The sequence below is a fragment of the Aeromonas sp. FDAARGOS 1415 genome, from assembly GCF_019048365.1.
Classification (GTDB): domain Bacteria; phylum Pseudomonadota; class Gammaproteobacteria; order Enterobacterales; family Aeromonadaceae; genus Aeromonas; species Aeromonas taiwanensis.
This window is the reverse complement of sequence record NZ_CP077363.1, coordinates 1,514,183-1,534,906: the sequence shown is the minus strand read 5'-3', so window position 1 is coordinate 1,534,906 and position 20,724 is coordinate 1,514,183. Positions and strand designations below refer to the sequence as shown.

General features: G+C 61.6%; 17 protein-coding genes and 1 tRNA gene. 7 read left to right on the top strand and 11 right to left on the bottom strand.

The genetic code is table 11. From position 1 onward, the window contains the following. Positions 1-60: 60 nt before the first annotated feature. Positions 61-1,896, bottom strand: coding sequence for an ATP-dependent DNA helicase RecQ (recQ, locus tag I6L45_RS07310; protein ID WP_216983834.1), 1,836 nt, complete (start codon positions 1,894-1,896; stop codon positions 61-63). A 132-nt stretch (positions 1,897-2,028) separates the two neighbouring features. On the opposite strand from recQ, the gene I6L45_RS07305 reads away from it, so the two are divergent. Further along, positions 2,029-2,493: a thioesterase family protein gene (locus I6L45_RS07305; protein WP_042077125.1), complete on the top strand. Its 465-nt coding sequence runs from the start codon at positions 2,029-2,031 to the stop codon at positions 2,491-2,493. Positions 2,494-2,616: 123 nt separating this feature from the next. Further along, positions 2,617-3,144, top strand: a complete 528-nt coding sequence (locus I6L45_RS07300; protein WP_043764070.1) for a hypothetical protein — start codon at positions 2,617-2,619, stop codon at positions 3,142-3,144. A 553-nt stretch (positions 3,145-3,697) separates the two neighbouring features. Here I6L45_RS07300 and I6L45_RS07295 read toward each other — a convergent pair. The 10 genes from I6L45_RS07295 to I6L45_RS07250 form a co-directional block, all read right to left on the bottom strand. Next, positions 3,698-6,673 carry a hypothetical protein gene (locus I6L45_RS07295; protein WP_216983833.1) on the bottom strand — a complete coding sequence of 992 codons (2,976 nt, stop codon included), beginning with the start codon at positions 6,671-6,673 and terminating at the stop codon, positions 3,698-3,700. Positions 6,674-7,309: 636 nt separating this feature from the next. Continuing rightward, positions 7,310-7,386, bottom strand: a tRNA-Pro gene (locus I6L45_RS07290). Positions 7,387-7,527: 141 nt separating this feature from the next. Next, the gene (locus I6L45_RS07285) at positions 7,528-8,253 is read right to left on the bottom strand and encodes an MOSC domain-containing protein (protein ID WP_216983832.1); all 726 of its coding nucleotides are present in this window, start codon (positions 8,251-8,253) and stop codon (positions 7,528-7,530) included. A gap of 84 nt (positions 8,254-8,337) precedes the next feature. Continuing rightward, on the bottom strand, positions 8,338-9,180 hold the full coding sequence (locus I6L45_RS07280; RefSeq protein WP_043764072.1) for an ABC transporter permease subunit: 843 nt from the start codon (positions 9,178-9,180) through the stop codon (positions 8,338-8,340). A gap of 73 nt (positions 9,181-9,253) precedes the next feature. After that, the gene (locus I6L45_RS07275) at positions 9,254-10,159 is read right to left on the bottom strand and encodes an ABC transporter permease subunit (protein ID WP_043764073.1); all 906 of its coding nucleotides are present in this window, start codon (positions 10,157-10,159) and stop codon (positions 9,254-9,256) included. After that, entirely contained in the window at positions 10,156-11,310 is a 1,155-nt protein-coding gene (gene potA, locus I6L45_RS07270) for a polyamine ABC transporter ATP-binding protein (protein WP_043764074.1), read from the bottom strand. Before potA ends, I6L45_RS07275 begins: the two co-directional genes overlap by 4 nt. 75 nt (positions 11,311-11,385) lie before the next feature. Continuing rightward, positions 11,386-12,471: a polyamine ABC transporter substrate-binding protein gene (locus tag I6L45_RS07265; RefSeq protein WP_134694247.1), complete on the bottom strand. Its 1,086-nt coding sequence runs from the start codon at positions 12,469-12,471 to the stop codon at positions 11,386-11,388. A gap of 120 nt (positions 12,472-12,591) precedes the next feature. After that, complete coding sequence (locus I6L45_RS07260) at positions 12,592-13,689, bottom strand: polyamine ABC transporter substrate-binding protein (RefSeq protein WP_216983831.1); 1,098 nt, start codon at positions 13,687-13,689, stop codon at positions 12,592-12,594. 53 nt (positions 13,690-13,742) lie between these two features. Continuing rightward, the gene (locus tag I6L45_RS07255; protein ID WP_216983830.1) at positions 13,743-15,104 is read right to left on the bottom strand and encodes an aspartate aminotransferase family protein; all 1,362 of its coding nucleotides are present in this window, start codon (positions 15,102-15,104) and stop codon (positions 13,743-13,745) included. A gap of 258 nt (positions 15,105-15,362) precedes the next feature. Continuing rightward, positions 15,363-16,694, bottom strand: coding sequence for a glutamine synthetase family protein (locus I6L45_RS07250; protein WP_043764080.1), 1,332 nt, complete (start codon positions 16,692-16,694; stop codon positions 15,363-15,365). A gap of 462 nt (positions 16,695-17,156) precedes the next feature. Here I6L45_RS07250 and I6L45_RS07245 point away from each other — a divergent pair, with 462 nt between their 5' ends. The 5 genes from I6L45_RS07245 (at position 17,157) to I6L45_RS07225 (ending at position 20,675) form a co-directional block, all read left to right on the top strand. Continuing rightward, positions 17,157-17,543: a TraR/DksA C4-type zinc finger protein gene (locus tag I6L45_RS07245; protein ID WP_043764081.1), complete on the top strand. Its 387-nt coding sequence runs from the start codon at positions 17,157-17,159 to the stop codon at positions 17,541-17,543. A 162-nt stretch (positions 17,544-17,705) separates the two neighbouring features. Then, positions 17,706-18,569, top strand: a complete 864-nt coding sequence (locus I6L45_RS07240) for a hypothetical protein (protein ID WP_043764082.1) — start codon at positions 17,706-17,708, stop codon at positions 18,567-18,569. Positions 18,570-18,660: 91 nt separating this feature from the next. Further along, complete coding sequence (locus I6L45_RS07235) at positions 18,661-19,107, top strand: DUF962 domain-containing protein (RefSeq protein WP_043764083.1); 447 nt, start codon at positions 18,661-18,663, stop codon at positions 19,105-19,107. A gap of 21 nt (positions 19,108-19,128) precedes the next feature. Then, positions 19,129-19,608, top strand: a complete 480-nt coding sequence (locus tag I6L45_RS07230; RefSeq protein ID WP_210549611.1) for a CreA family protein — start codon at positions 19,129-19,131, stop codon at positions 19,606-19,608. Positions 19,609-19,685: 77 nt separating this feature from the next. After that, complete coding sequence (locus I6L45_RS07225) at positions 19,686-20,675, top strand: 2-hydroxyacid dehydrogenase (RefSeq protein ID WP_043764085.1); 990 nt, start codon at positions 19,686-19,688, stop codon at positions 20,673-20,675. Positions 20,676-20,724 lie beyond the last annotated feature (49 nt).

Sequence of the window (20,724 nt, the reverse complement as noted above, 5' to 3'; positions counted from 1 at the left end):
TTGCCAAAGAGGGGGTATAACAGTGCCATCCATGCTTGCGAGGGAGGCCGGGGTCACTGACTACCGCCGGCAGTGCTCGATGATCAGGTCCATAAAGGCCTCTCCGAAGCGCTCCAGCTTGCGGTGGCCGACGCCGTTGATCGCCAGCATTTCGTCTTCCGTCATCGGCATTAGCTGCGCCATCTCCACCAGGGTGGCATCGTTGAACACCACGTAGGGCGGCACCTCCTCATCCTCGGCGATCTGCTTGCGCAGGGCCCGCAGCTCCTTGAACAGCCGCTTGTCGTAGTTGGCGCTGTCGAGCAGGCCGTTGCGCTTCTCCTTGCGACTGGAGATAGGCTGCAAGCGGGGCACCGCCAGTTCCAGCTTCACCTCGCTGCGCAACACGGGTCGGGCCGCCTCGGTGAGCTGCAGCACCAGGTTGCGGGTGATGTTCTGGGTCAGCAGCCCCTTGTGGATCAGCTGGCGGATCACGCTCATCCAGTATTCGTGGCTCTGATCCTTGCCGATGCCATAGGTCGACAGCTTGTCGTGGCCGTGATCCTTGATGCGCTGATTGAGCGAGCCGCGCAGCACTTCGACCACATAGCCCACCCCGAAATTCTGCCCCACCCGCCAGACGCAGGAGAGCGCCTTCTGGGCGTCTTCGGTGCCGTCATAACTCTGGGGCGGATCGAGGCAGATGTCGCAGTTGCCGCACGGCTTGTCGTTGTACTCGCCGAAGTAGTTGAGCAGCACCTGACGACGGCAGGTCTGCGCCTCGGCAAAGGCCGCCATCACGTTGAGCTTGTACTGCTCCACCTGCAGCTGCTGGGGATTCTCGATATTGTCGAGCAGCCGGCGCACCCGGCCGATATCGGCGGGGTCGTAGAGCAGCAGCGCCTCGGCCGGGGTGCCGTCACGGCCGGCACGGCCGGTCTCCTGATAGTAGGACTCGATATTCTTCGGGATGTCGTAGTGCACCACGAAGCGCACGTTGGGCTTGTCGATGCCCATGCCGAACGCCACCGTCGCTACCACTATCTCGATGTCATCCTTGAGGAAGGCTTCCTGGGTCTGCTGGCGCAGCTCCAGCGGCAGGCCGGCATGATAGGGTGCCGCCTTGCAGCCGTGGCGGGAGAGCCGCTCGGCCACCTCCTCCACCCGGTTACGGCTGGAACAGTAAACGATGCCGCAGTTGCCCTTCTGGCTCTGCACGTAGCGCAGCAGCTGTTCGGCCGCCTTGAACTTCTCCACCAGGCTGTAGCGGATGTTGGGCCGGTCGAAGCTGGCAGTGTGGATATAGGGGTCGTTCAGCTCCAGCCGGTGCAGCATGTCGCTGCGGGTCGCCTCGTCGGCGGTGGCGGTGAGCGCCACCACGGGCACCTGGGGGAACCACTGCTTGAGCCGTCCGAGCGCCGCGTATTCGGGGCGAAAATCGTGACCCCACTGGGAGACGCAGTGGGCCTCGTCGATGGCGAACAGACCGAGGGGCAGCTCCGCCAGCCGATCCATGAACTCGTGCTGCAGCAGGCGTTCGGGGGAAACATAAACCAGCTTGATCTCACCGCGACGCATGGCGGCGAAGTTCTGGATCATCTCCTCCCGACTCAGAGCCGAGTTGATGTAGACCGCCGCCACGCCGTTGGCGCGCAGGCTGTCCACCTGATCCTTCATCAGTGAAATCAAGGGGGAAACCACCACCCCGAGTCCGGGCCGCAGCAACGCCGGGATCTGGTAGCAGAGCGACTTGCCGCCGCCGGTGGGTTTGAGCACCAGGGCATCGCGCCCCGCCACTATCTGCTCGATGATATCGAGCTGGCCAGGCCGAAACTGCTGATAGCCGAAGACCGCCTGCAGCAGGGCAAGGGGGGTCTCTGGCTGGGCGTCAGGCAGGGTTTCGGCAATCGCGGTCATGGGCTCTCCTTTGGGGCCGCCATTCTAAAACAGCCGCCGCCCACAATAAACCTGCCATTGCGACTGTTAAGGAAGTGTTGCAGACTGGCTGGAGTTTTTACTCGGCTTTGATGACAGGGATCGGGATCAAGGATGAAACAGATGCTCAAGAAGATGGCGCTCAGTGGCATTGCCAACCTGTTTGCCGAGAAGATGCCGTTCAACAAGCTGATCGGCATGCAGGTCACCCACTACGACTTCGACAGGGTCGAACTGCGTATCAGGATGGAGGAGAAGCTGGTCGGCAATCCCTTCCACAACATACTGCACGGCGGCGTCACCGCCAGCCTGCTGGACGTGGCCGGCGGCATGATAGTGGCGGCCTCCTGCATCGACGAGCTGGAGGACTTTTCCCCCAGCTACCTCAAGGAGCGCTTCTCCCGTCTCGGCACCATCGATCTGCGGGTGGACTATCTGCGGCCGGGGCGCGGCAACGAGTTCATCGCCACCGCCCACATCATCCGCGCAGGCAGCAAGGTCGCTGTCGCCCGGATGGAACTGCACAACGAGGAAGGGACTCATATCGCCTTTGGTACCGGCACCTACCTGGTCGGCTAACGGCAGGTATTGCATAAAAAATGCACTGATAAGCCGATTTTAATCATTAGAATTGCTACCCCCTCCCCCGTTCAGGGTCCATACTGAAAGTCGGGATTGTGTGCAGAGGGAGGATTGCAGACGATGAGTGCGATACTGGCTACCCAACCATCCAGAGCCTTGTTGACACAGCTCGAGGCCATGCGCGAACAGGTGCAGACGCCTGAGTGCCGTCACTGGTTGGAACAGGAGCTGGAGGGGTATTCTCTCTGTTCACCCCTGCCGTGGTATCGGATCATTGCCTGTCGGCAACGCGGTCACTTCCTGAATCTGAAGACGGGGAAATATCTGACTTGCCACATCGGCAGCCAAACGCTAAGCCAACGCGACCTGGCCCAAATTCAGTTCATCTATGCCCGTGAACCCGCCGCCCACTATTTGCTGCGTCATGATTCCCATATCGAGCCCTGGCCGGACCAACTGCTGGAAGCGTATCGAGAACAGTTGATCCCCGACCATCTCTGCCTGCAGGCCTGGCATGAGCCTGTGTCTTCGCTGCGTTCACAACTGATGGAGGGAATAGCTCATTTCATTAGTGAGTACCCGAAGCATGCGGCTCTGCAAGCCCAACACGGCTTCAAGGCATTGCGGCATCAACACTGGCACATCTGAGCACGCGCCTGGCGCGCAAGGAGGGCACCATCGACAGGACCCACAACGAGATTGCCACAATCTAGAGTGCCGGAGTCAGGATCAGACTCCACCAGCGGGCCACCGAGCGGTGGCCCTTTTATTGGGCCTCTTTCAGCACGATCTGACGCCCTTTGAGTCGTCACGACATCCCTCTCCCTTCAGGTTAGCGCCTCATGTACGCGACCACTGGTTGAACACAGTGCTGTTCGCTCGCAGCGTGGCATAAGATTGACCAGGTGACAGGCTTCGATGGTGCCCCCTCATCCCACTCGCTGTTCAAACTGGTGTCTCGCTCCCAGCCATTGCCAGACCGCACAGTGACGCCAGGGCTCCCATCATTGTGCGCCGCCCATGTTCACTGGTGCCTGCACGTCATACATGACTGTCCCCCGGAACGGCAGCCGTCTGGTCGCTGATATGTCGCGGGTTTGCCGCCAGCCCCTGGCTCCTCGCCCTGCCGGAAGCGCGGCAGGCATAAAAAGAGGGCCCGGCTTCTGCCGGGCCCTCGTTGAACACCTGATGCCTTACCCCCTTAGGGTCCGACACACAGGTAGTTGTTGTTGTACTGATCCAGCGTCGTGGCAAGGTTGTTTGCCTCGCTCGCGAACTGCCCCTTCTTCGGATAATCGCCCGTTCCGGTGAAGTTCACCGCATAGCTGGGCGGCGGTCCATCGAGGATCTCCTGGCCTGCAATGATCGCGGTGGCGGCATTCGGACAAAGTCCGGCCCCGGCCTGCACGTTCAGCTTGGCGGCAAGCAGTTGCGCCGCCATGTTGAACGCCGGATCACTCGACTTCTGCTTGCCAGTCCCGACATCCTGCTTGCTCAGGATGCGAACGGCTTCCTGGCAGGTGTCCACGAACAGCTTGCCGATGTAGACGCCACCACCGGTAAAGGAGGCCAACGTCTGGTCGAGCACGTCCTTTTGCTTGCCGTTGGACTTGGCGCAGGACGCCCAGTTCTTCCAGAAGCCGATGGTCAATGCACGCCCCCCTGGAGGCGGGGTGTTGTCGATCTCGAATACCTTGGTCTCGCCCGGGCCGACCTCGAAGTCGCCACAGATAATGCTGTTGTCGACATTCGGGTTGATCACGACGCCATCCGGCGGTGCGAACGAGTCAGGCACGAAGGTCCCGAAGCTGCTGAGCCACCCCGGACCCACGATCTCGCAGATCTGGTAGGTCTGGCCCGGGATGAGTTCGGTCGTGAACATCAGGGAGCCACCGTTACCTGCATCGGCCACCATAGACTCGAGCGTCTGGCCGATGGCAACAGTGCTGGCACCTTGCCGCAACACGAAGGTAAACGCGTAACCGCCGAGATCGGCACTGCCACTCAGGGTCTTGAGGACTTGCGCCCTGCCGCGCTCGCGGTTCAGGAACGAACACGAGAACGTCTTGCCCAGATCCTCCGGATAGTCGACCGTGAAATCACAGGTCTTGTCCTGATCCGAATCCGGGCTGGCCGAAATCAGGTCCCAACCCGACTTGGTCGTCTCGACCACGGTGTAGGCTCCCTCGGCCGTGAGCAACAGGTCATCCAACCCATCCAGGAACTTGCCAAAGCCCTCGCCAGCGCCGACCACTTTCGTGCTCAGCAGCGTGCCGCCCGGGCCGTACAGCCTGAAGGTCCAGTCAAAGTCCTCATCCGCGTTGTCGAGCGCCGGTTCGGTGATCTTCTCCACCTGCGCCTTGGCAGGTCGGTCTGTCGGCTCGTTCTGGAAGTCGGCGGTGGCCGCGCAATGGGTGGCGATTCCGTCTTCGAGCCGCAGATCGACCGGTCTGGGATTCGGGTATTGAGCGGGATCCCGCGGATCGGCCAGGCCGATGGCTTCACCCGTGCTGCTGCCATCGGCGAAGAACATGCTGCCCTGTTCCTCGACGTAGTACATGTCGGGCACCAGGCCAGACAGCGTGGCGGATTGCGTCGTCGCACCACCGCCGAGGAAGGTGATCACTTCTGTCTGGTCGAAGGTCGGGTCATTCGCGCGGGTGATGCGGAACGTCACCTCGAGTTTCTCGCCCGTATCCAGGAAGTCCGGGATGATCTTCTGGATGGTCAGCATCGCCTGAACCGATGACGTTATCGGGATCTGCAGTTCGTCGGTCTCGGCGTTAAAGCCGTCCGAAGCCGTCAGGTAGGCCGTGTCTCTCAACACACCGGACGTGACGCGCTTGGGATCGTCGAGATAGACGGCCTTGTCGAAGGTGATGGAGCCGTTATCTGTCTGGCCAGTGACCTGCCACCCGACTTCACCATCGGTCTTGGTACCCGCAACGTAGCCATTAAGGAAGCCGCCAAGCGACGGTGCCGCGACTGAATACGTCAGACCCATTCCGTCGATCTCCTCCACGTCCTTGACGGTCGTAGAGGCGTTAGTGACCGCCCCCTGCTGGATCTGGGCGTTCGCGACAGCCGTCGTGGTGCCCGGTACAGGAATACCGGTCGCTTTGTCCGTATAGGTACCGGACACCTCGTTGTGCAGCCAGTCGCCGACGTTGCCTGCCGTCGCTGCATCAAACTCGACCGTGAAGTCGGCGACGCTGCCGTTGAAGCCAGCGGCGAGGTCAAACGGTCCCTCGTGATAGGTGTCGAGCAGGGTGCCAGCGTTGTTCGACCCCTTGTAGAGCTTGTCCGTCAAGTCAACGGTGATGGTGCGGGCGGCCGGGTTCTTCGCGTTCAGCACTATGTTGACCGCGACCTTGCCACCGATCACTTCCGCCTTGGTCCAGGTCACGGTGATCTGGACGGGCAGGGATTCCGGCGCATCACTGCGGCAGACGTCGCCGAAGTCCAGGGTATCCTCGGTCCCCTTGGAGATATTCCAGGTCTGCTCCGCCCCCTGTTGCGCGGTCATGGTCTTGGAGATCTCCTGAGGTTCGATCTCCTTCACCGGGATTGAGACGTCGCGCGCCCCCGCCCCACCCGTGCCGAGGTTCTCGGCCAGGAGGTTGGCGTGCAGCGATGCCCCCGGGAACAGGTGCGACCCCAGGGCCAGTCGGCCGTAGTAGTCGTAGACACAGGTGCTGTTTTTCGCCTGTGACACCGTCAATATCCGGTAGATGGTGGTGTCGGTACCGCCGATGCCTGGGGTCAGAGAGGTTTGATCCGTCGACTGGACGACCGAGCAGGAGGGGCTCGACTTGGCAGCATTGAGCACCGGGAAAGACAGAATGTCATACCCGGGTTTGCCTGCATCCTCGTTGTCCAGCGCCACGGCCATCTTGTATTCCTGGTTGGCAGGGGCCGAATTGCCGGCCTTCAGCGTGATGCGGTAAGGAACGAGGTCGAGTTCGTTCCAGGTCTTGCCCAGGTTGCCTGTGGTGTAGTTGCTGTCGGGGCAGATATAGGGGCCACCATCTGGGAAAGTGAAGCCCGCGTCTTTGCGACATCCCTCCAGCGTCAGCTGCACCCCCTCGGGTGCGGCAGCCTGTGCTGGCGGTGTGCCGAGCAGCCCGAGCGTCAGCAGGGCCCCCAGCATCGTCGCCCATCGTTTAGTGACGAACATGTCGATCTCTCCTTGACGTTGTCCTTGTGTGGTCGGGTCGCGCCGATCGACGCGGACACCTGCGACCGCCTGTCGTCATGACGAGAGCGATGGAGCAAGCCATATGCCAGTGAAAATTACATTTAAAAACAATGTGTTGAAAAATTCCGCGTCATGGTCTGTTACGCCCGTGGAACGGGCTCACCACACGACACGTCGCGGCTGACGGCAACTCGTTGATAACTTGACCAAAGGTGCATCCCCCCACTGTATCGCCACTGATACTCGTGGCTCCGATACCTGAGGGGACACTAGCCTGTACGCCAGGCCATACATACAGCCGCCAAGCCGCGCTGTCATCCCTCAAAGGGCGTTTATCGGTCAGCCGCGACTGGGTGGAGATAGCGTTAACATGGCGCCCTGACGAGGACTTGGCGAAGGCGTGACAAGGGAAGGTCACCCGCTCGGGGACAGCTGGCAGCCACGTCGGCCACATGCAATAGCCGGCGGGATCAGCGCAATCGTTCCGGACTTGTCAGAGCGTCATTCGTATCAGGGGTATGACCAGGGGAAGGGGCCGCGCGAAGAGAGGGCGTCCAGAAACAGAAAGGCCGGAAAAGCACAAGGGCCTAGCCGAAGCTAAGCCCTTGTTGAATTTGGTCGGTGTGAGAGGATTCGAACCTCCGACCCCTTCGTCCCGAACGAAGTGCGCTACCAAGCTGCGCTACACACCGATGTCTGCGGGACGGGAATTTACCGAAAGCCCCGACCCGACACAAGCCTTTTTTTGCATTCGCCACAAAAAAATGGCTTTCCGCTCAACAATCCAGCGCCTTGAGGAAAAAAAGAACGCAGGGCTTCGTCCTGCGGCCTGTTCACCCCTGTGGCGGCAACCGGAACTCGGCCGGCCCCAGCAGACGTCGTGACCAATCCGCCACGACCCCATGTTCCAGCCAATGGGCCGCATGCTGGCGCCAGTTCGGGGAGAGCGCCGGGTTGTCCAGCAGCAGTTGCAGATCCTCCTCGTTGCGGGGCTGGTTGAACAGGATGTCGGCGGTGCGCTGCACCGTGAGCCCGGGATAAGGACTGTCCACCAGCAACAGCTCATCCGCCGGTGCCACCCGTCCCTCTTCCAGCACCCGCAGCAACCAGCCGCAGCGGCCACTGAGCTGCATCACCTGGGACAGCTGGCCATAGCCGAACCGCTGGTTGAGCTTGAAACAGGGGGAGCGCGGCTGGCTTATCTGGATCAGTGCCTCCCCGAGGCGGTAGACATCGCCGATGCAGGCCTGCGCCTCGATGAGCCCCAGACCAGAGAGATTCTCGCCAAATGCGGCGGGCTGCCAGGGAGCTCGGGGGGCCGGCAGGCCCAGCGCGGTTTGCCAGGTCTTCCACCAGGCATAATGCTCCGCAGGATAATAGTGCAGGGCCCGGTCCGGGCCGCCGTGATGGCGTTGATCGCTCTGTTCATCCCCCTCCAGACCGGAATAGCGGCACCACAGGGGCGTATGGGACTCGTGCTTGTCGATGGCGCTGACGAGGCCGGGGGCCAGTTCGGGATGGATGTCGGCGCTCTGGCCGATAAAGAGGGAAATCCGCATTCCATGCTCCTGACGGATGGGGGAATGCGGATCTTAGGAGGTGTTGACGCCTGGGCGCAAGGTGCGCCGGCGTCAACATCCGGGTCAGGCGACGGCCTGCATCTGGGTGGTCATGGCGATCTCGGCACGGCGGCGTTTTTCCGCCCGCGCCATCAGGTACCAGCTGCCGAAGGTGAACAGCGACACCGACAGCAGGATCAGGCTCGCGATGGCGTTGATCTCGGGTTTCACCCCGAGGCGCACCGCAGAGAACACCTCCATCGGCAGCGTGGTCGAGCCCGGACCAGAGACGAAGCTCGCCAGCACCAGGTCATCCAGAGAGAGGGCAAAGGACATCATGCCGCCCGCCGCCAGCGACGGGGCTATCATCGGGATGGTGATCAGGAAGAACACCTTCCACGGCTTGGCACCGAGATCCATGGCCGCCTCCTCGATGGAGAGATCCAGCTCCCGCAGCCGCGCCGACACCACGATCGCCACGTAGGCGGTACAGAAGGTGGTGTGGGCGATCCAGATCGTCACCATGCCCCGCTCGGCGGGCCACCCCACCAGCTGGGCCATGGCCACGAACAGCAACAGCAGGGACAGACCGGTGATCACCTCGGGCATGACCAGGGGGGCCGTCACCATGCCGCCGAACAGGGTACGGCCGCGGAAGTGCGGGATCCGGGTCAGCACGAAGGCCGCCACCGTGCCCAGCGCCACCGCCGCAATCGCTGTGTAGAAGGCGATCTCCAGGGAGCGGAAAACGGACCCGATCAACTGCTTGTTGTCGAGCAGGCCGAAGTACCACTTCATGGACCAGCCCCCCCACACCGTCACCAGCTTGGAGGCGTTGAAGGAGTAGATCACCATGATGACCATGGGCAGGTAGATGAACAGCAGACCCAGCCACAGCATCAGCTTGGCAAAACCAAAGCGCCTCATACTTTACCCTCCAGCTCTTTGGCCTGGTTGCGGTTGAAGAGGGACGATACGGGGATGATCAGCAGCATAGTCTTCATACCTTGCCCTCCAATTCTTTCGCCTGGTTGCGGTTGAACAGGATGATGGGGACGATCAGCACCGCCAGCATCACCACCGCCAGGGCAGACGCCACCGGCCAGTCACGGTTGTTGAAGAACTCCTGCCACAGCACCTTGCCGATCATCAGGGTCTCCGGGCCGCCCAGCATTTCCGGGATGACGAACTCGCCCACCACGGGAATGAAGACCAGCATGCAGCCGGCGATGATGCCGTTCTTGGAGAGGGGCACCGTGATCTGCCAGAACCGGGTCAGGTTGCGGGCGCCAAGATCCGAGGCCGCCTCCAGCAGGCTCTGATCGTGCTTGACCAGGTTGGCATAGAGCGGCAGCACCATGAATGGCAAGTAGGAGTAAACGATGCCGATGTAGACCGCCAGGTTGGTGTTGAGGATCTGCAGCGGCTCGCTGATGAGCCCCAGGTTCAGCAGCAAACCGTTGAGCAGGCCGTTGTTGCTGAGGATGCCCATCCAGGCGTACACCCGGATCAGGATGGCCGTCCAGGTCGGCATCATGATGAGCAGCAGCAGAACGGTCTGGGTCTCCTTGTTGGCCCGCGAGATGGCGTAGGCCATGGGATAGCCGATCAGCAGGCACAGAATGGTGCTGACCAGGGCCATCTTGAGGGAGCCGAGATAGGCCGCGATATAGAGCTCATCCTCCTGCAGCAACAGGTAGTTGCCCAGGTTGAGCAGAATGGTGAGCTGGCTGTCCGCCCAGCTCACCACGTCGGTGTAGGGCGGGATCGCCACATCCGCTTCGGCGAAGCTGATCTTCACGACGATGATGAAGGGCAGCAGGAAGAAGAGGAACAGCCAGAAGAAGGGGATGCCGATGACCAGCTGGCGCCCCCCCGCCTGTTTGAGTCGTCTCAATGCCTTCATGATTGCAGCACCACGCCGCTGTCATCTTCCCAGTAGAGGAACACCTGGTCATCCCAGGTCGGCCGCTTGCCGTGGCGCTCGGCATTGGCGATGAAAGCCTGAACGATTTTGCCCGAGGGCAGCTGGATGTGATAAACGGAGTGGCCGCCCAGATAGGCGATGTCGTAGACCTCGCCCTTGGTCCAGTTGAAGTCCGGGTGCTCTATCTCGTCCGGCTTTTGCAAGCTCATCAGCAGCTTTTCCGGGCGCAGGGCATAGGTGACCTTCTTGTTTTCCGCGCGGGAGCTGATGCCGTGGCCCACGTAGATGGGCTGCTCCAGATCCGCACAGGCGATGGTGGCGTGGTCCTGCTCATCCTCCACCAGCAGGCCGTCAAACAGGTTGACGTTGCCGATGAACTCGCACACCAGCCGGCTGGCCGGGGTCTCGTAGATGTCCATCGGGCTGCCGATCTGCTCGATGCAGCCCAGGTGCATGATGGCGATCCGCTCGGCCATGGTCATGGCCTCTTCCTGATCGTGGGTCACCATGACGCAGGTTACGCCGACCCGTTCGATGATCTCGACCAGCTCCAGCTGCATGGTGGAGCGCAGCTTCTTGTCCAGCGCCCCCATGGGCTCGTCCAGCAGCAGCAGTTTCGGGCGCTTGGCCAGGGAGCGCGCCAGGGCGACCCGCTGGCGCTGGCCACCGGAGAGCTGGTGCGGCTTGCGGCGGGCATACTGGGTCATCTGCACCAGTTTGAGCATCTCTTCCACCCGGGCGTCTATCTCCGCCTTGGGCAGACCATCCTGCTTGAGGCCGAAGGCGATGTTCTGGGCCACCGTCATATGGGGGAACAGGGCATAGGACTGGAACATCATGTTGATGGGACGCTCGTAGGGCGGCATGTCGGTAATGTCGACGCCATCGAGGTACAACCGCCCTTCGGTGGGGCGCTCGAACCCGGCCAGCATCCGCAGCAGGGTGGACTTGCCGGAGCCGGACCCCCCCAGCAGGGCGAAGATCTCGCCCTTGTGGATGTTGAGGGACACGTTGTCGACCGCCAGCGTTTCGTCGAACTGCTTGCTTACCCTGTCTATCTTGACCAGCACTTCTTTGCGTTGCTGGCTGCCCTCGAGGGCTTTCTTGTAGGCACTGGAGGCTATCGCCATTACCAAACTCCCAAAGGTAATACCGGCCGGGGCCGATCCATAAAACAGTCTGGCGCCCCGGGATGGGCGCCAAGGTTAGGTTCCGGACTTGATCCTGGTCCAACTCCGGGTGATCAGGCGCTGCACCGAGCGGGGATGTGCTTCCTGCACATAGAGCCGCTCAAGCACCGCCTGGGGGGGGTAGACTGAGGCATCCTCGCGGACGGCCTTGTCCATGAACTCTCCCGCCTTGATGTTCGGGTTCGCGTAACCCACATAGTCGCTCACCTTGGCGATCACTTCAGGCTCGAGAATGTAGTTGATCAGGGCGTGGGCCTCTTTCACGTTGGTGGCATCGGACGGGATCGCCATCATGTCGAACCAGAGGTTGCCGCCCTCCTTGGGGATGCTGTAGGCGATCTCGATCCCCTTGCCCGCCTCCTCGGCGCGGGACGCCGCCTGCAGGATGTCGCCGGAGAAGCCCGCCGCCACGCAGATGTTGCCGTTGGCGAGATCGCCGATGTACTTGGAGGAGTGGAAGTAGGCCACATAGGGGCGCACCTTGAGCAGCTGCTCTTCGGCCCGCTTGAGGTCTGCCGGCTCATGGCTGTTGGGGTTGAGCCCCAGATAGTTCAGCGCCGCCGGGATCATCTCGTCCGCCGAGTCGAGGAAGGCCACCCCGCACTGGGAGAGCTTCTTCATGTTTTCCGGCTCGAAGAGGGTTGCCCAGGAGTCGATCTTGTCGACCCCCAGCACCGCCTTGACCTTCTCGACGTTGTAACCGATGCCGTTGGTGCCCCACAGATAGGGCACGGCGTACTGATGGCCAGGATCCACCTTGTCGAGCTGCTTGAGCAGCACGGGATCCAGGTTGCTCAGGTTTGGCAGCAGGGCGGGATCCAGTTTCTGGAAGGCCCCCGCCTTGATCTGCTTGGCCAGGAAATTGTTGGAGGGCACGACCAGATCGTAACCGGTACGGCCGGTCAGCAGCTTGCCTTCCAGGGTCTCGTTGGAGTCGAACACGTCGTAGACGGTCTTGATCCCGGTCTTCTGCTGAAAGTCGCTGAGGGTGGTCTCGCCGATATAATCGGACCAGTTGTAAAAATGAACCACAGGGGCTGCCTGGGTCAGATTTGCAAACCCCAGGGTCAGGGCCAGCGTTGCCATCTTGGTCATGTGCACGTATCAGTCCTCATGTGTGTGATTTTGCCAGTCGCGTGTCCATACGCGCCGTCCAACCTGTCGGGTGGTCACTCCCCTCCCGGCCGAACTGCGGACCGGGAGGGGTACTGCTCGTCTTGCTTACTTGCCTGACTTGATCTTGGTCCAGCTGCGGGTCATCAGACGCTGCACCTTGGCCGGCAGATCCGGGAAGGTGTAGATCTTCTTGAGGGTGTCAGCCGTCGGGTAGATGCCCGGATCGTTGCGGATCGCCTCGTCCACCAGCGGAGTGGCCGCCTTGTTGCCGTTCGGGAACTGCACCACGTTGGTGATGTTCGCGATCACGTCCGGCTTCATCAGGTAGTTGATGAAGGTGTGGGCTGCCTCGACGTTCTTGGCATCCGCCGGGATGGCGATCATGTCGAAGAAGCTGCCAGCCCCCTCCTGCGGAATGGTGTAAGTCAGGCTGACACCGTTCTTGGCCTCGGCAGCACGCGCCTTGGACTGTTGCAGGTCACCGGAGTAACCCACCGCCACGCACAGGTTGCCGTTGGCCAGATCCGAGATGTACTTGGAGGAGTGGAAGTAGGCTGTGTAGGGACGGATGGAGAGGAACAGCTCCTCGGCCTTCTTCAGCTCGTCCGGCTTCTGGCTGTCCGGCTTGAAGCCCAGGTATTGCAGGGCTGCCGGCAGCATTTCGGTCGGCGAGTCGAGGAAGGAGACACCGCACTCCTTCAGCTTGGCCATGTTCTCCGGCTTGAACACCAGATCCCAGGAGTTGACCGGCGCATCCTTGCCCAGCACGGCTTTCACCTTCTCCGCGTTGTAGGCATAGCCAATGGTGCCCCACAGGTAGGGAATGGAGTACTGGTTGCCCGGATCGCTCGGATCGAGCGCCTTGAGCAGGTCAGCGTCCAGGTTCTGCCAGTTGGAGAGTTTGGACTTGTCCAGCTTCTGGAAAACGCCCGCCTTGATCTGCTTGGCCAGGAAGGGGTTGGACGGGACGACGACGTCATAACCCGAACTGCCCGCCAGCAACTTGGCTTCCAGTACCTCGTTGCTGTCGAACACGTCGTAGACCACCTTGATGCCCGTCTCCTTCTGGAAGTTGTCCAGGGTATCCGGCGCGATGTAGTCGCTCCAGTTGTAGACGTGCAGCACCTTCTCGTCGGCCATCGCCCCGGAACTCATCATGGCCAGCGCCACGGAGGCAGCCATCATTCCCTTTTTAAAAGACATAGTCCTTGTCTCCTAAGCAAATTGTATGCGTAAGCCAACCTGCCTCGCGCAGCCTATCCCCGCAGCTTCGCAGCCGTCAGGTCCAGACTGAGCCTGGCCAGTTTGACCAATTCATCCACCTGTTCCTCGGTGATCACCAAGGGGGGCGATATGATCATGGTATCGCCGACGGCCCTCATCACCAAGCCATTGTTAAAACAGAACTCCCGACAGGTCATCCCGGCGTGGAGTTCGGCCGGGAAGCGACGTTTCGTCTGCTTGTCCTGCACTATTTCCAGCGCGGCCACCAGGCCTTTGCCCCGGGTTTCGCCCACCAGCGGATGGTCGGCCAGCTCTGCCCAGCGGCGCTGCAAATAGGGGCCGATACTATCATGAACGCGCTTAACTATGCTCTCACTTTGCATAAGCTGGATGTTGGCAATGGCCACGGCGCAGGCCACCGGATGACCGGAGTAGGTGAAACCGTGGTTGAACTCGCCCCCCTCCTCCACCAGCACCCTGGCGACCCTGTCCCCGACCATCACGGCCCCCATCGGCAGATAACCCGAGGTGATGCCCTTGGCCAGGCACATGAGGTCCGGTTTTATGCCGAAGCCCTCGCTGGCAAACCAGTGACCGGTACGCCCGAAGCCGCAGATCACCTCGTCGGCGATGAGCAGGATGCCGTACTGGTCGCAGATGCGCTGGATCTCGGGCCAGTAGCTCTCGGGCGGGATGATGACGCCACCGGCGCCCTGGATGGGCTCGCCGATAAAGGCGGCCACCTTGTCCACCCCCAGCTCCAGGATTTTCTCCTCCAGCTGGCGGGCCCGGGCCAGCCCGAACTCGTGGGCGCTCATGCCCTCCCCCTCACCGAAGTGATAGGGCTGATCGATGTGCACTATGCCGGGAATGGGCAGCCCGCCCTGGGCGTGCATCCCCTTCATGCCCCCCAGGCTGGCCCCAGCCACTGTGGAGCCGTGGTAGGCGTTGTGGCGGCTGATGATCACCTGCTTGTCCGGTTGTCCCTTGCTGGCCCAGTAGTGGCGCACCATGCGCAGCACGGTGTCGTTGCACTCGGAGCCCGAGCCGGTGAAGAAGACGTGGTTGAGGTGCGGGGGCGTGATCTCGGCCAGCAGGGTCGCCAGCTCGGCGGCAGGGGGATGGCTGGTCTGGAAGAAGAGGTTGTAGTAAGGCAGCTCCTGCATCTGCCGGGTGGCGGCGTCCACCAGCTCCTGGCGGCCGTAGCCCATGTTCACGCACCACAGACCCGCCATCCCGTCCAGGATGCGACGCCCGTCGGAGTCTTCCAGATAGACCCCTTCGGCCTTGGTAATGATGCGGCTGCCCTTCTTGTTCAGGGCCTGAAAGTCGGTGAAGGGATGCAGGTGGTGGCTGGCATCCAGTTGCTGCCACTCACGAGTGGTCTGCTTCATTGCTTGCTCCTCGGTTCCTTCGATTCGGCGGCATGGCCGCCAATTGATGAGGGCGCAGGCGATCGATCCCCGGTCACAGCCTCTCGCGGGTAGATCGCTTCATTGCCTGCTCCTCGATTCCTTTCCATTCGGCAAGCGCCGTCACCCGGTTATTGAAGGCGTCGGCCACCCCGGGTCACGGCGACCCGCGGGTATGTTGTGCTCTTGCCTGCTTGCGTCGTGACTGGGGGAGAGGCCCTGGCCTCTCCCGGGATGGGGTCACACGTTCAGCAGCAGGAACTCCCGTTCCCAGCGGCTGATCACCCCGAAGTAGGTCTCGTACTCCTTGCGCTTGACGGCGACGAAGGCGCGGGTGAAGCGTTCGCCCAGCATCTCCTTGATGGGCTCGCACTGCTCGAGATGGCTCAGCGCCTCCTCCAGGGAGCGGGGCAGGCTGTAGGGCAGCTCGTAGGCGCTCGACTTCATCTCCGGCAGCGGCTCCAGCTTCTCCATCATGCCGAGGTAGCCGCAGGCCAAGGTGGCGGCCAGGGCCAGATAGGGGTTCGCATCTGCACCGGCGAAGCGGTTCTCGACGCGACGGGCATTGGGCTCGGAGAAGGGCACGCGCAGGCCGCAGGTGCGGTTTTCCACCCCCCACTGCACGTTGCGCGGCGCGCTCTCACCGAAGGTGAGACGGCGGTAGGAGTTGACGTTCGGTGCCAGCAGAGCCGTTACCGCAGGGGTGTATTTCTGCAGGCCGGCGATGAAGTGCATGAACAGGGAAGAGTTGCCCCCCTCGCTGGTACCGAACAGGTTGTTGCCGTCCATGTCCTCCAGGCTCTGGTGGATGTGCATGGCGGACCCTGGTTCGTTGCTCATGGGCTTGGCCATGAAGGTGGCGTAGATACCGTGTCGATGGGCGGCTTCGCGCATGGTGCGCTTGAACAGGAACACCTGGTCGGCGAGATCGATGGCATCCCCGTGCAGGAAGTTGATCTCCATCTGGGCGGCGCCTGACTCGTGGATCAGGGTGTCCACTTCCAGTTCCTGGGCTTCGCAGTAATCGTACATGTCCTCGAAGATGGGATCGAATTCGTTGACCGCATCGATGCTGAACGACTGGCGGGCCGTTTCCGGGCGGCCGTTGCGCCCCACCGGCGGTACCAGGGGATAATCAGGATCTTCGTTGCGGGTCACCAGGTAGAATTCCAGCTCCGGCGCCACCACGGGCTTCCAGCCCTGCTTCTCGTAGAATGACAGAACCCGGCGCAGTACGGAGCGGGGGGCGATGTCGATGAGCTTGCCGTTGACGTCGAAACAGTCGTGGATCACCTGGGCGGTGGGTTCCAGCGCCCAGGGCACGAAACGAATGGTATTGGGATCGGGATAGAGCTGCATGTCCCGCTCCAGCGGGTCGATCATGCTGTCATCATCCGGGTACTCGCCGGTCACCGTCTGGGTGAAGATGACCTCGGGCAGCCGCATGCCCCCCTCTCGCAGAAATTTGTTGGCTGGAATGATCTTGCCTCGGGCATTGCCGGTGAAATCCGGGAACAGGCACTCCACTTCCGTGATGCGATTGCTCTCCATCCAGCCCTTGATACTGTCCATGTTAAACCCCGACTCTACGGTTGTCATTGGCAAGGGTGTCTAATATAAGGAACACCCTTGTTAAGAAAATGTAAGCGACCACACCATAAAAGCCCGCGATAAAGGCCTTTGTCAAGCAGCGGTGTTTAAAAAACTATAAATAACGGCCTGTATAATGACCAGGGCGGCACCAAATACTAAACACTCTGTGTCACGATGAGCCCACTGCAAGCCTGATGCCAACGAAAGGCTGGGTCCGCACGAAACTCAGTCACTCTCTGTCGGAGGAGGCCCATTTCTTTGCAAGTGCGCACACTCTTTATCCGAGCTCCTTTGCATGCCTGCATTTTTTTGGTACAAGGCCCGCCCTGATTTGCACTCTCCTGCATGGATTTGGTGCAAATCGGGATACAAGGGCTTGGTCTGCAGGCAGACAGCCCCCATACATGGGAAAAATTGGGAAACTGACTGGTAGCAAACCATATGTGTGATTTCATGACTGAAGACCAGCTGGCCTTTTACAAGGGCCAGATCGAGGGGCAGATCGTCGAGCTCGAAGAACGTCTCAACTCCCAGGCCAGCCAGGCTATCGCCACCGATACCAACGAGATGGCCGACGAGATCGATCGTGCCAGCGTCGAGGAGGCCCGTCGTCTGGAGCTGAACCGCATCGAGCACGACAAGCTGCATCTGCGCAAGCTGAAGGGAGCGCTCAAGCGCATCAATGACGGGGATTTCGGCTATTGCGAATCCTGTGGCGACGAGATTTCCCTCAAGCGGCTGCAGGCTCGGCCCGAGTCCCGCTTCTGCGTCGAGTGCCAGAGCACCAAGGAATTCAACGACACCCACGTGTTCCGCCGCGTCGCCTGATGCGTCGGGTGGCCCATGCCGGTGCGGCATGGGCCACCCGCAGGCTTTCTCGACCGAGCCAGGCCTGACAACACCTGATTCCCTGCTCACGGCGTCACAGCAAGAGTGTGGAAACTTCTGTTAGACTCCGGGCAAGTCCCGGACTCTACAGGAGAACAAAGCGTGAAATGGCTCATCAGGCTGTGCTTGTGCCTGCCACTGCTGGCACAAGCACAGACGTTCACCGTCAAGGTCCCCAGCCGGCCGATCAACGACCTCGACAACGAGTACCAGCTCAAGCTGCTGGAACTGGCGCTCAACCGCGCCGGACAGCCCTACAAGCTGGAACGGGTCGAGCTCAACCTCAATCAGTACAGCCTCCAGCAAGCCCTCGCCAGGGGCAAGACCATCAATGTGTTCTGGATGGGCACCTCCAGCGCCCTCGAATCCTCCCTGATCGCCGTTCCCGTTCCGCTGTTTCGCGGGCTGGAAGGACTGCGCCTCTCCTTCATTCACGCCAATGCCCAGGAGAAGTTCAACCAGATCAATACCCTGGAGGATCTCAAGAAGCTGAAGGCGGCACAGGGGGTGGGGTGGGCCGACAACAAGATCCTGGAGCAGGCGGGCATTCCCACCTATGCGGGGCGCTACAGCAACCTGTTCCGCCTGATGAATGACGGCGACAAGCTGGACTTCTTCCCGCGCGGCCTGGTGGAGATCTTTGCCGAGCGCAGCGAGCTGGTGGCGCAGTATCCCAACCTGGTCATCGATCAGCATCTGCTCATCCGCTACCCCTTCGCCGAGTTCTTCTTCGTCAGTCCAGAGGCCCCCAAGCTGGCCAAGGCGATCCAGACAGGGCTGGAACGGGCCTATGCCGACGGCAGCTTCATGAAATTCTTCCACGAGAACCCCAGGATCCGCGAGGCCCTGGCCAGCGCCAACCTGGATCAACGGGTAACCATCTCCCTGCCCAATCCCGACATGACCCCCTTGCTCAGGCGAATACCGGCCCAATATTGGGAATATCCGCCCCAGCAAGGGCAGTAGCACTACGCCACCGTCGGGAATATGCCTTCCGGCGAGGGCAAACCAGCGGCTCGAAGGGATCTCATTCAGACAACAGCGCCAGGGAGGTGCCATGAAACGACTCGACGAATGGTTCAGCGACTACGGCCAGAGCCACCAGCACCCGGTCAACGTGGCCATCCACAAGCTGGCGGTGCCCGGCATCTATCTCTGTTCCCTGGCCCTGCTGTGGTGCCTGCCTGCCGGGCCGCTGCCGCCGTCCCTCAACTGGGCGGCGCTGGCGGCCATCCCGGTGCTCGCCTTCTACCTGCAGCTGTCGTTTTCGCTGTTTGTCGGCATGGCGGCGCTGACGTCCCTTGGGCTGGCACTCTGTTACACCTGGCAAGGCCCGCTGCTGTGGCCCGCCCTCGGCGGCTTCCTGCTGCTCTGGGTGGCCCAGTTCGTCGGTCACAAGATCGAGGGCAAGCGCCCCTCCTTCCTTGCGGACCTGCAATTCCTGCTGGTAGGCCCCGCCTGGGTGCTGGCCAGCCTCTATCGTCGTTTGGGCATTCCCTACTGAGGAGTGCCGACAGGAGACACCATGACACACCCTCATCCCCTCAGCCGCGCCCTGCCCCTGCTGCTGGGCATGCTCTGTGCAACCCCTGCGCTGGCCGACAAGGCAGACCCCGTCGGCGAGGTGAGCACCGCCTTCAAGCTGGTCGGCCCCAATCACAAGATCCTGGTGGAGGCGTTCGACGACCCCAAGATCGCCGGCGTCGCCTGCTATCTGGCGCGCCCCAAGACCGGGGGCGTCAAGGGCGGCCTGGGGCTGGCGGAGGATCCCTCCCACGCGTCCCTCTCCTGCCACCAGATCGGCCCCATCACCCTGCCCGCCAGGCTGAAGGCGGGGGAAGAGGTGTTCGATGTCAGCACCTCCCTGGTGTTCAAGGAGCAGAAGGTGGTGCGCTTCTACGACGAGAAGCGCAATGCCCTGGTCTACCTGACCTACAGCACCAAGTTGGTGGATGGTTCTTACAAAAGTGCCGTGAGCGCCGTGCCCATCATGCCGTGGGGCTGATACCCCACCATTTATCCCGTGCTCAACACCTCAAGCTGTTGTAATTTAACTACATCATTATCTGCGGAGAGCGCACCATGAGAGTCGCCGTTTTCAGTACCAAGAGCTACGACAAGGAACACTTCCACCAGGCCAACAGCCAGTACGGTTTCGATCTGGAGTTCTTCGACGTGCGGCTGGAGGCCAAGACGGCCCGGTTGGCCCACGGCTTCCCCGTGGTCTGCCTGTTCGTCAACGATGATGCCGACCGCGAGGTACTGACCGAGCTGGCACAGTACGGCACCAGGGTCATCGCCCTACGCTGCGCCGGTTACAACAACGTGGATCTGGCCGCCGCCAAGGAGCTGGGCCTGAAGGTGGTACGGGTGCCAGCCTACTCCCCCGAGGCCGTCGCCGAGCACGCGGTGGGCCTGATGATGACCCTCAACCGCCGCATCCATAAGGCGTACCAGCGCACCCGCGACGCCAACTTCTCCCTGGAGGGGCTGGTCGGCTTCAACATGCACGGCCGCACCGCCGGCATCATAGGCACCGGCAAGATCGGCATCGCCACCCTGCGCATCCTCAAGGGCTTCGGCATGCGCCTGCTGGTGAGCGATCCCTACCAAAACCAGGCGGCCATCGATCTGGGCGCCGAATACGTGGACCTCGACACCCTGTTCCGCCAGTCCGACGTCATCAGCCTGCACTGCCCCCTGTTCAAGGAGAACTATCACCTGCTGAACAAGGAGGCCTTCGCCAAAATGAAGGACGGGGTGATGATCATCAACACCAGCCGGGGCGGCCTGCTCGACTCCAACGCCGCCATCGAGGCCCTCAAGACCGCCCGCATCGGCGCCCTGGGGCTGGACGTCTACGAGGAGGAAGAGGATCTCTTCTTCGAGGACAAGTCCAACGAGGTGATCACCGACGATGTGTTCCGCCGCCTGTCCGCCTGCCACAACGTGCTGTTCACCGGTCACCAGGCCTTCCTGACCCGGGAGGCGCTGCACGCCATCGCCGACACAACCCTTAGCAACATCCAGGCCATCGAGAGCCAGGGGCGCAGCGACAACGAGGTGGAGTAAACCCGCCCCGTCTTTCGCTCGCCATTCAGCTGCGCCGGGTTGTGAGACC

Excerpts from the sequence above, each read along its gene's own strand:
- I6L45_RS07255 (WP_216983830.1), bottom strand. The coding sequence starts at position 15,104 with ATGAAGCAGACCACTCGTGAGTGGCAGCAACTGGATGCCAGCCACCAC.
- I6L45_RS07285 (WP_216983832.1), bottom strand. The coding sequence starts at position 8,253 with ATGCGGATTTCCCTCTTTATCGGCCAGAGCGCCGACATCCATCCCGAA.
- I6L45_RS07280 (WP_043764072.1), bottom strand. The coding sequence starts at position 9,180 with ATGAGGCGCTTTGGTTTTGCCAAGCTGATGCTGTGGCTGGGTCTGCTG.
- I6L45_RS07305 (WP_042077125.1), top strand. The coding sequence starts at position 2,029 with ATGAAACAGATGCTCAAGAAGATGGCGCTCAGTGGCATTGCCAACCTG.
- I6L45_RS07245 (WP_043764081.1), top strand. The coding sequence starts at position 17,157 with ATGTGTGATTTCATGACTGAAGACCAGCTGGCCTTTTACAAGGGCCAG.
- I6L45_RS07235 (WP_043764083.1), top strand. The coding sequence starts at position 18,661 with ATGAAACGACTCGACGAATGGTTCAGCGACTACGGCCAGAGCCACCAG.
- I6L45_RS07300 (WP_043764070.1), top strand. The coding sequence starts at position 2,617 with ATGAGTGCGATACTGGCTACCCAACCATCCAGAGCCTTGTTGACACAG.
- I6L45_RS07275 (WP_043764073.1), bottom strand. The coding sequence starts at position 10,159 with ATGAAGGCATTGAGACGACTCAAACAGGCGGGGGGGCGCCAGCTGGTC.
- I6L45_RS07295 (WP_216983833.1), bottom strand. The coding sequence starts at position 6,673 with ATGTTCGTCACTAAACGATGGGCGACGATGCTGGGGGCCCTGCTGACG.
- recQ (WP_216983834.1), bottom strand. The coding sequence starts at position 1,896 with ATGACCGCGATTGCCGAAACCCTGCCTGACGCCCAGCCAGAGACCCCC.
- I6L45_RS07225 (WP_043764085.1), top strand. The coding sequence starts at position 19,686 with ATGAGAGTCGCCGTTTTCAGTACCAAGAGCTACGACAAGGAACACTTC.
- potA (WP_043764074.1), bottom strand. The coding sequence starts at position 11,310 with ATGGCGATAGCCTCCAGTGCCTACAAGAAAGCCCTCGAGGGCAGCCAG.
- I6L45_RS07250 (WP_043764080.1), bottom strand. The coding sequence starts at position 16,694 with ATGGACAGTATCAAGGGCTGGATGGAGAGCAATCGCATCACGGAAGTG.
- I6L45_RS07230 (WP_210549611.1), top strand. The coding sequence starts at position 19,129 with ATGACACACCCTCATCCCCTCAGCCGCGCCCTGCCCCTGCTGCTGGGC.
- I6L45_RS07260 (WP_216983831.1), bottom strand. The coding sequence starts at position 13,689 with ATGTCTTTTAAAAAGGGAATGATGGCTGCCTCCGTGGCGCTGGCCATG.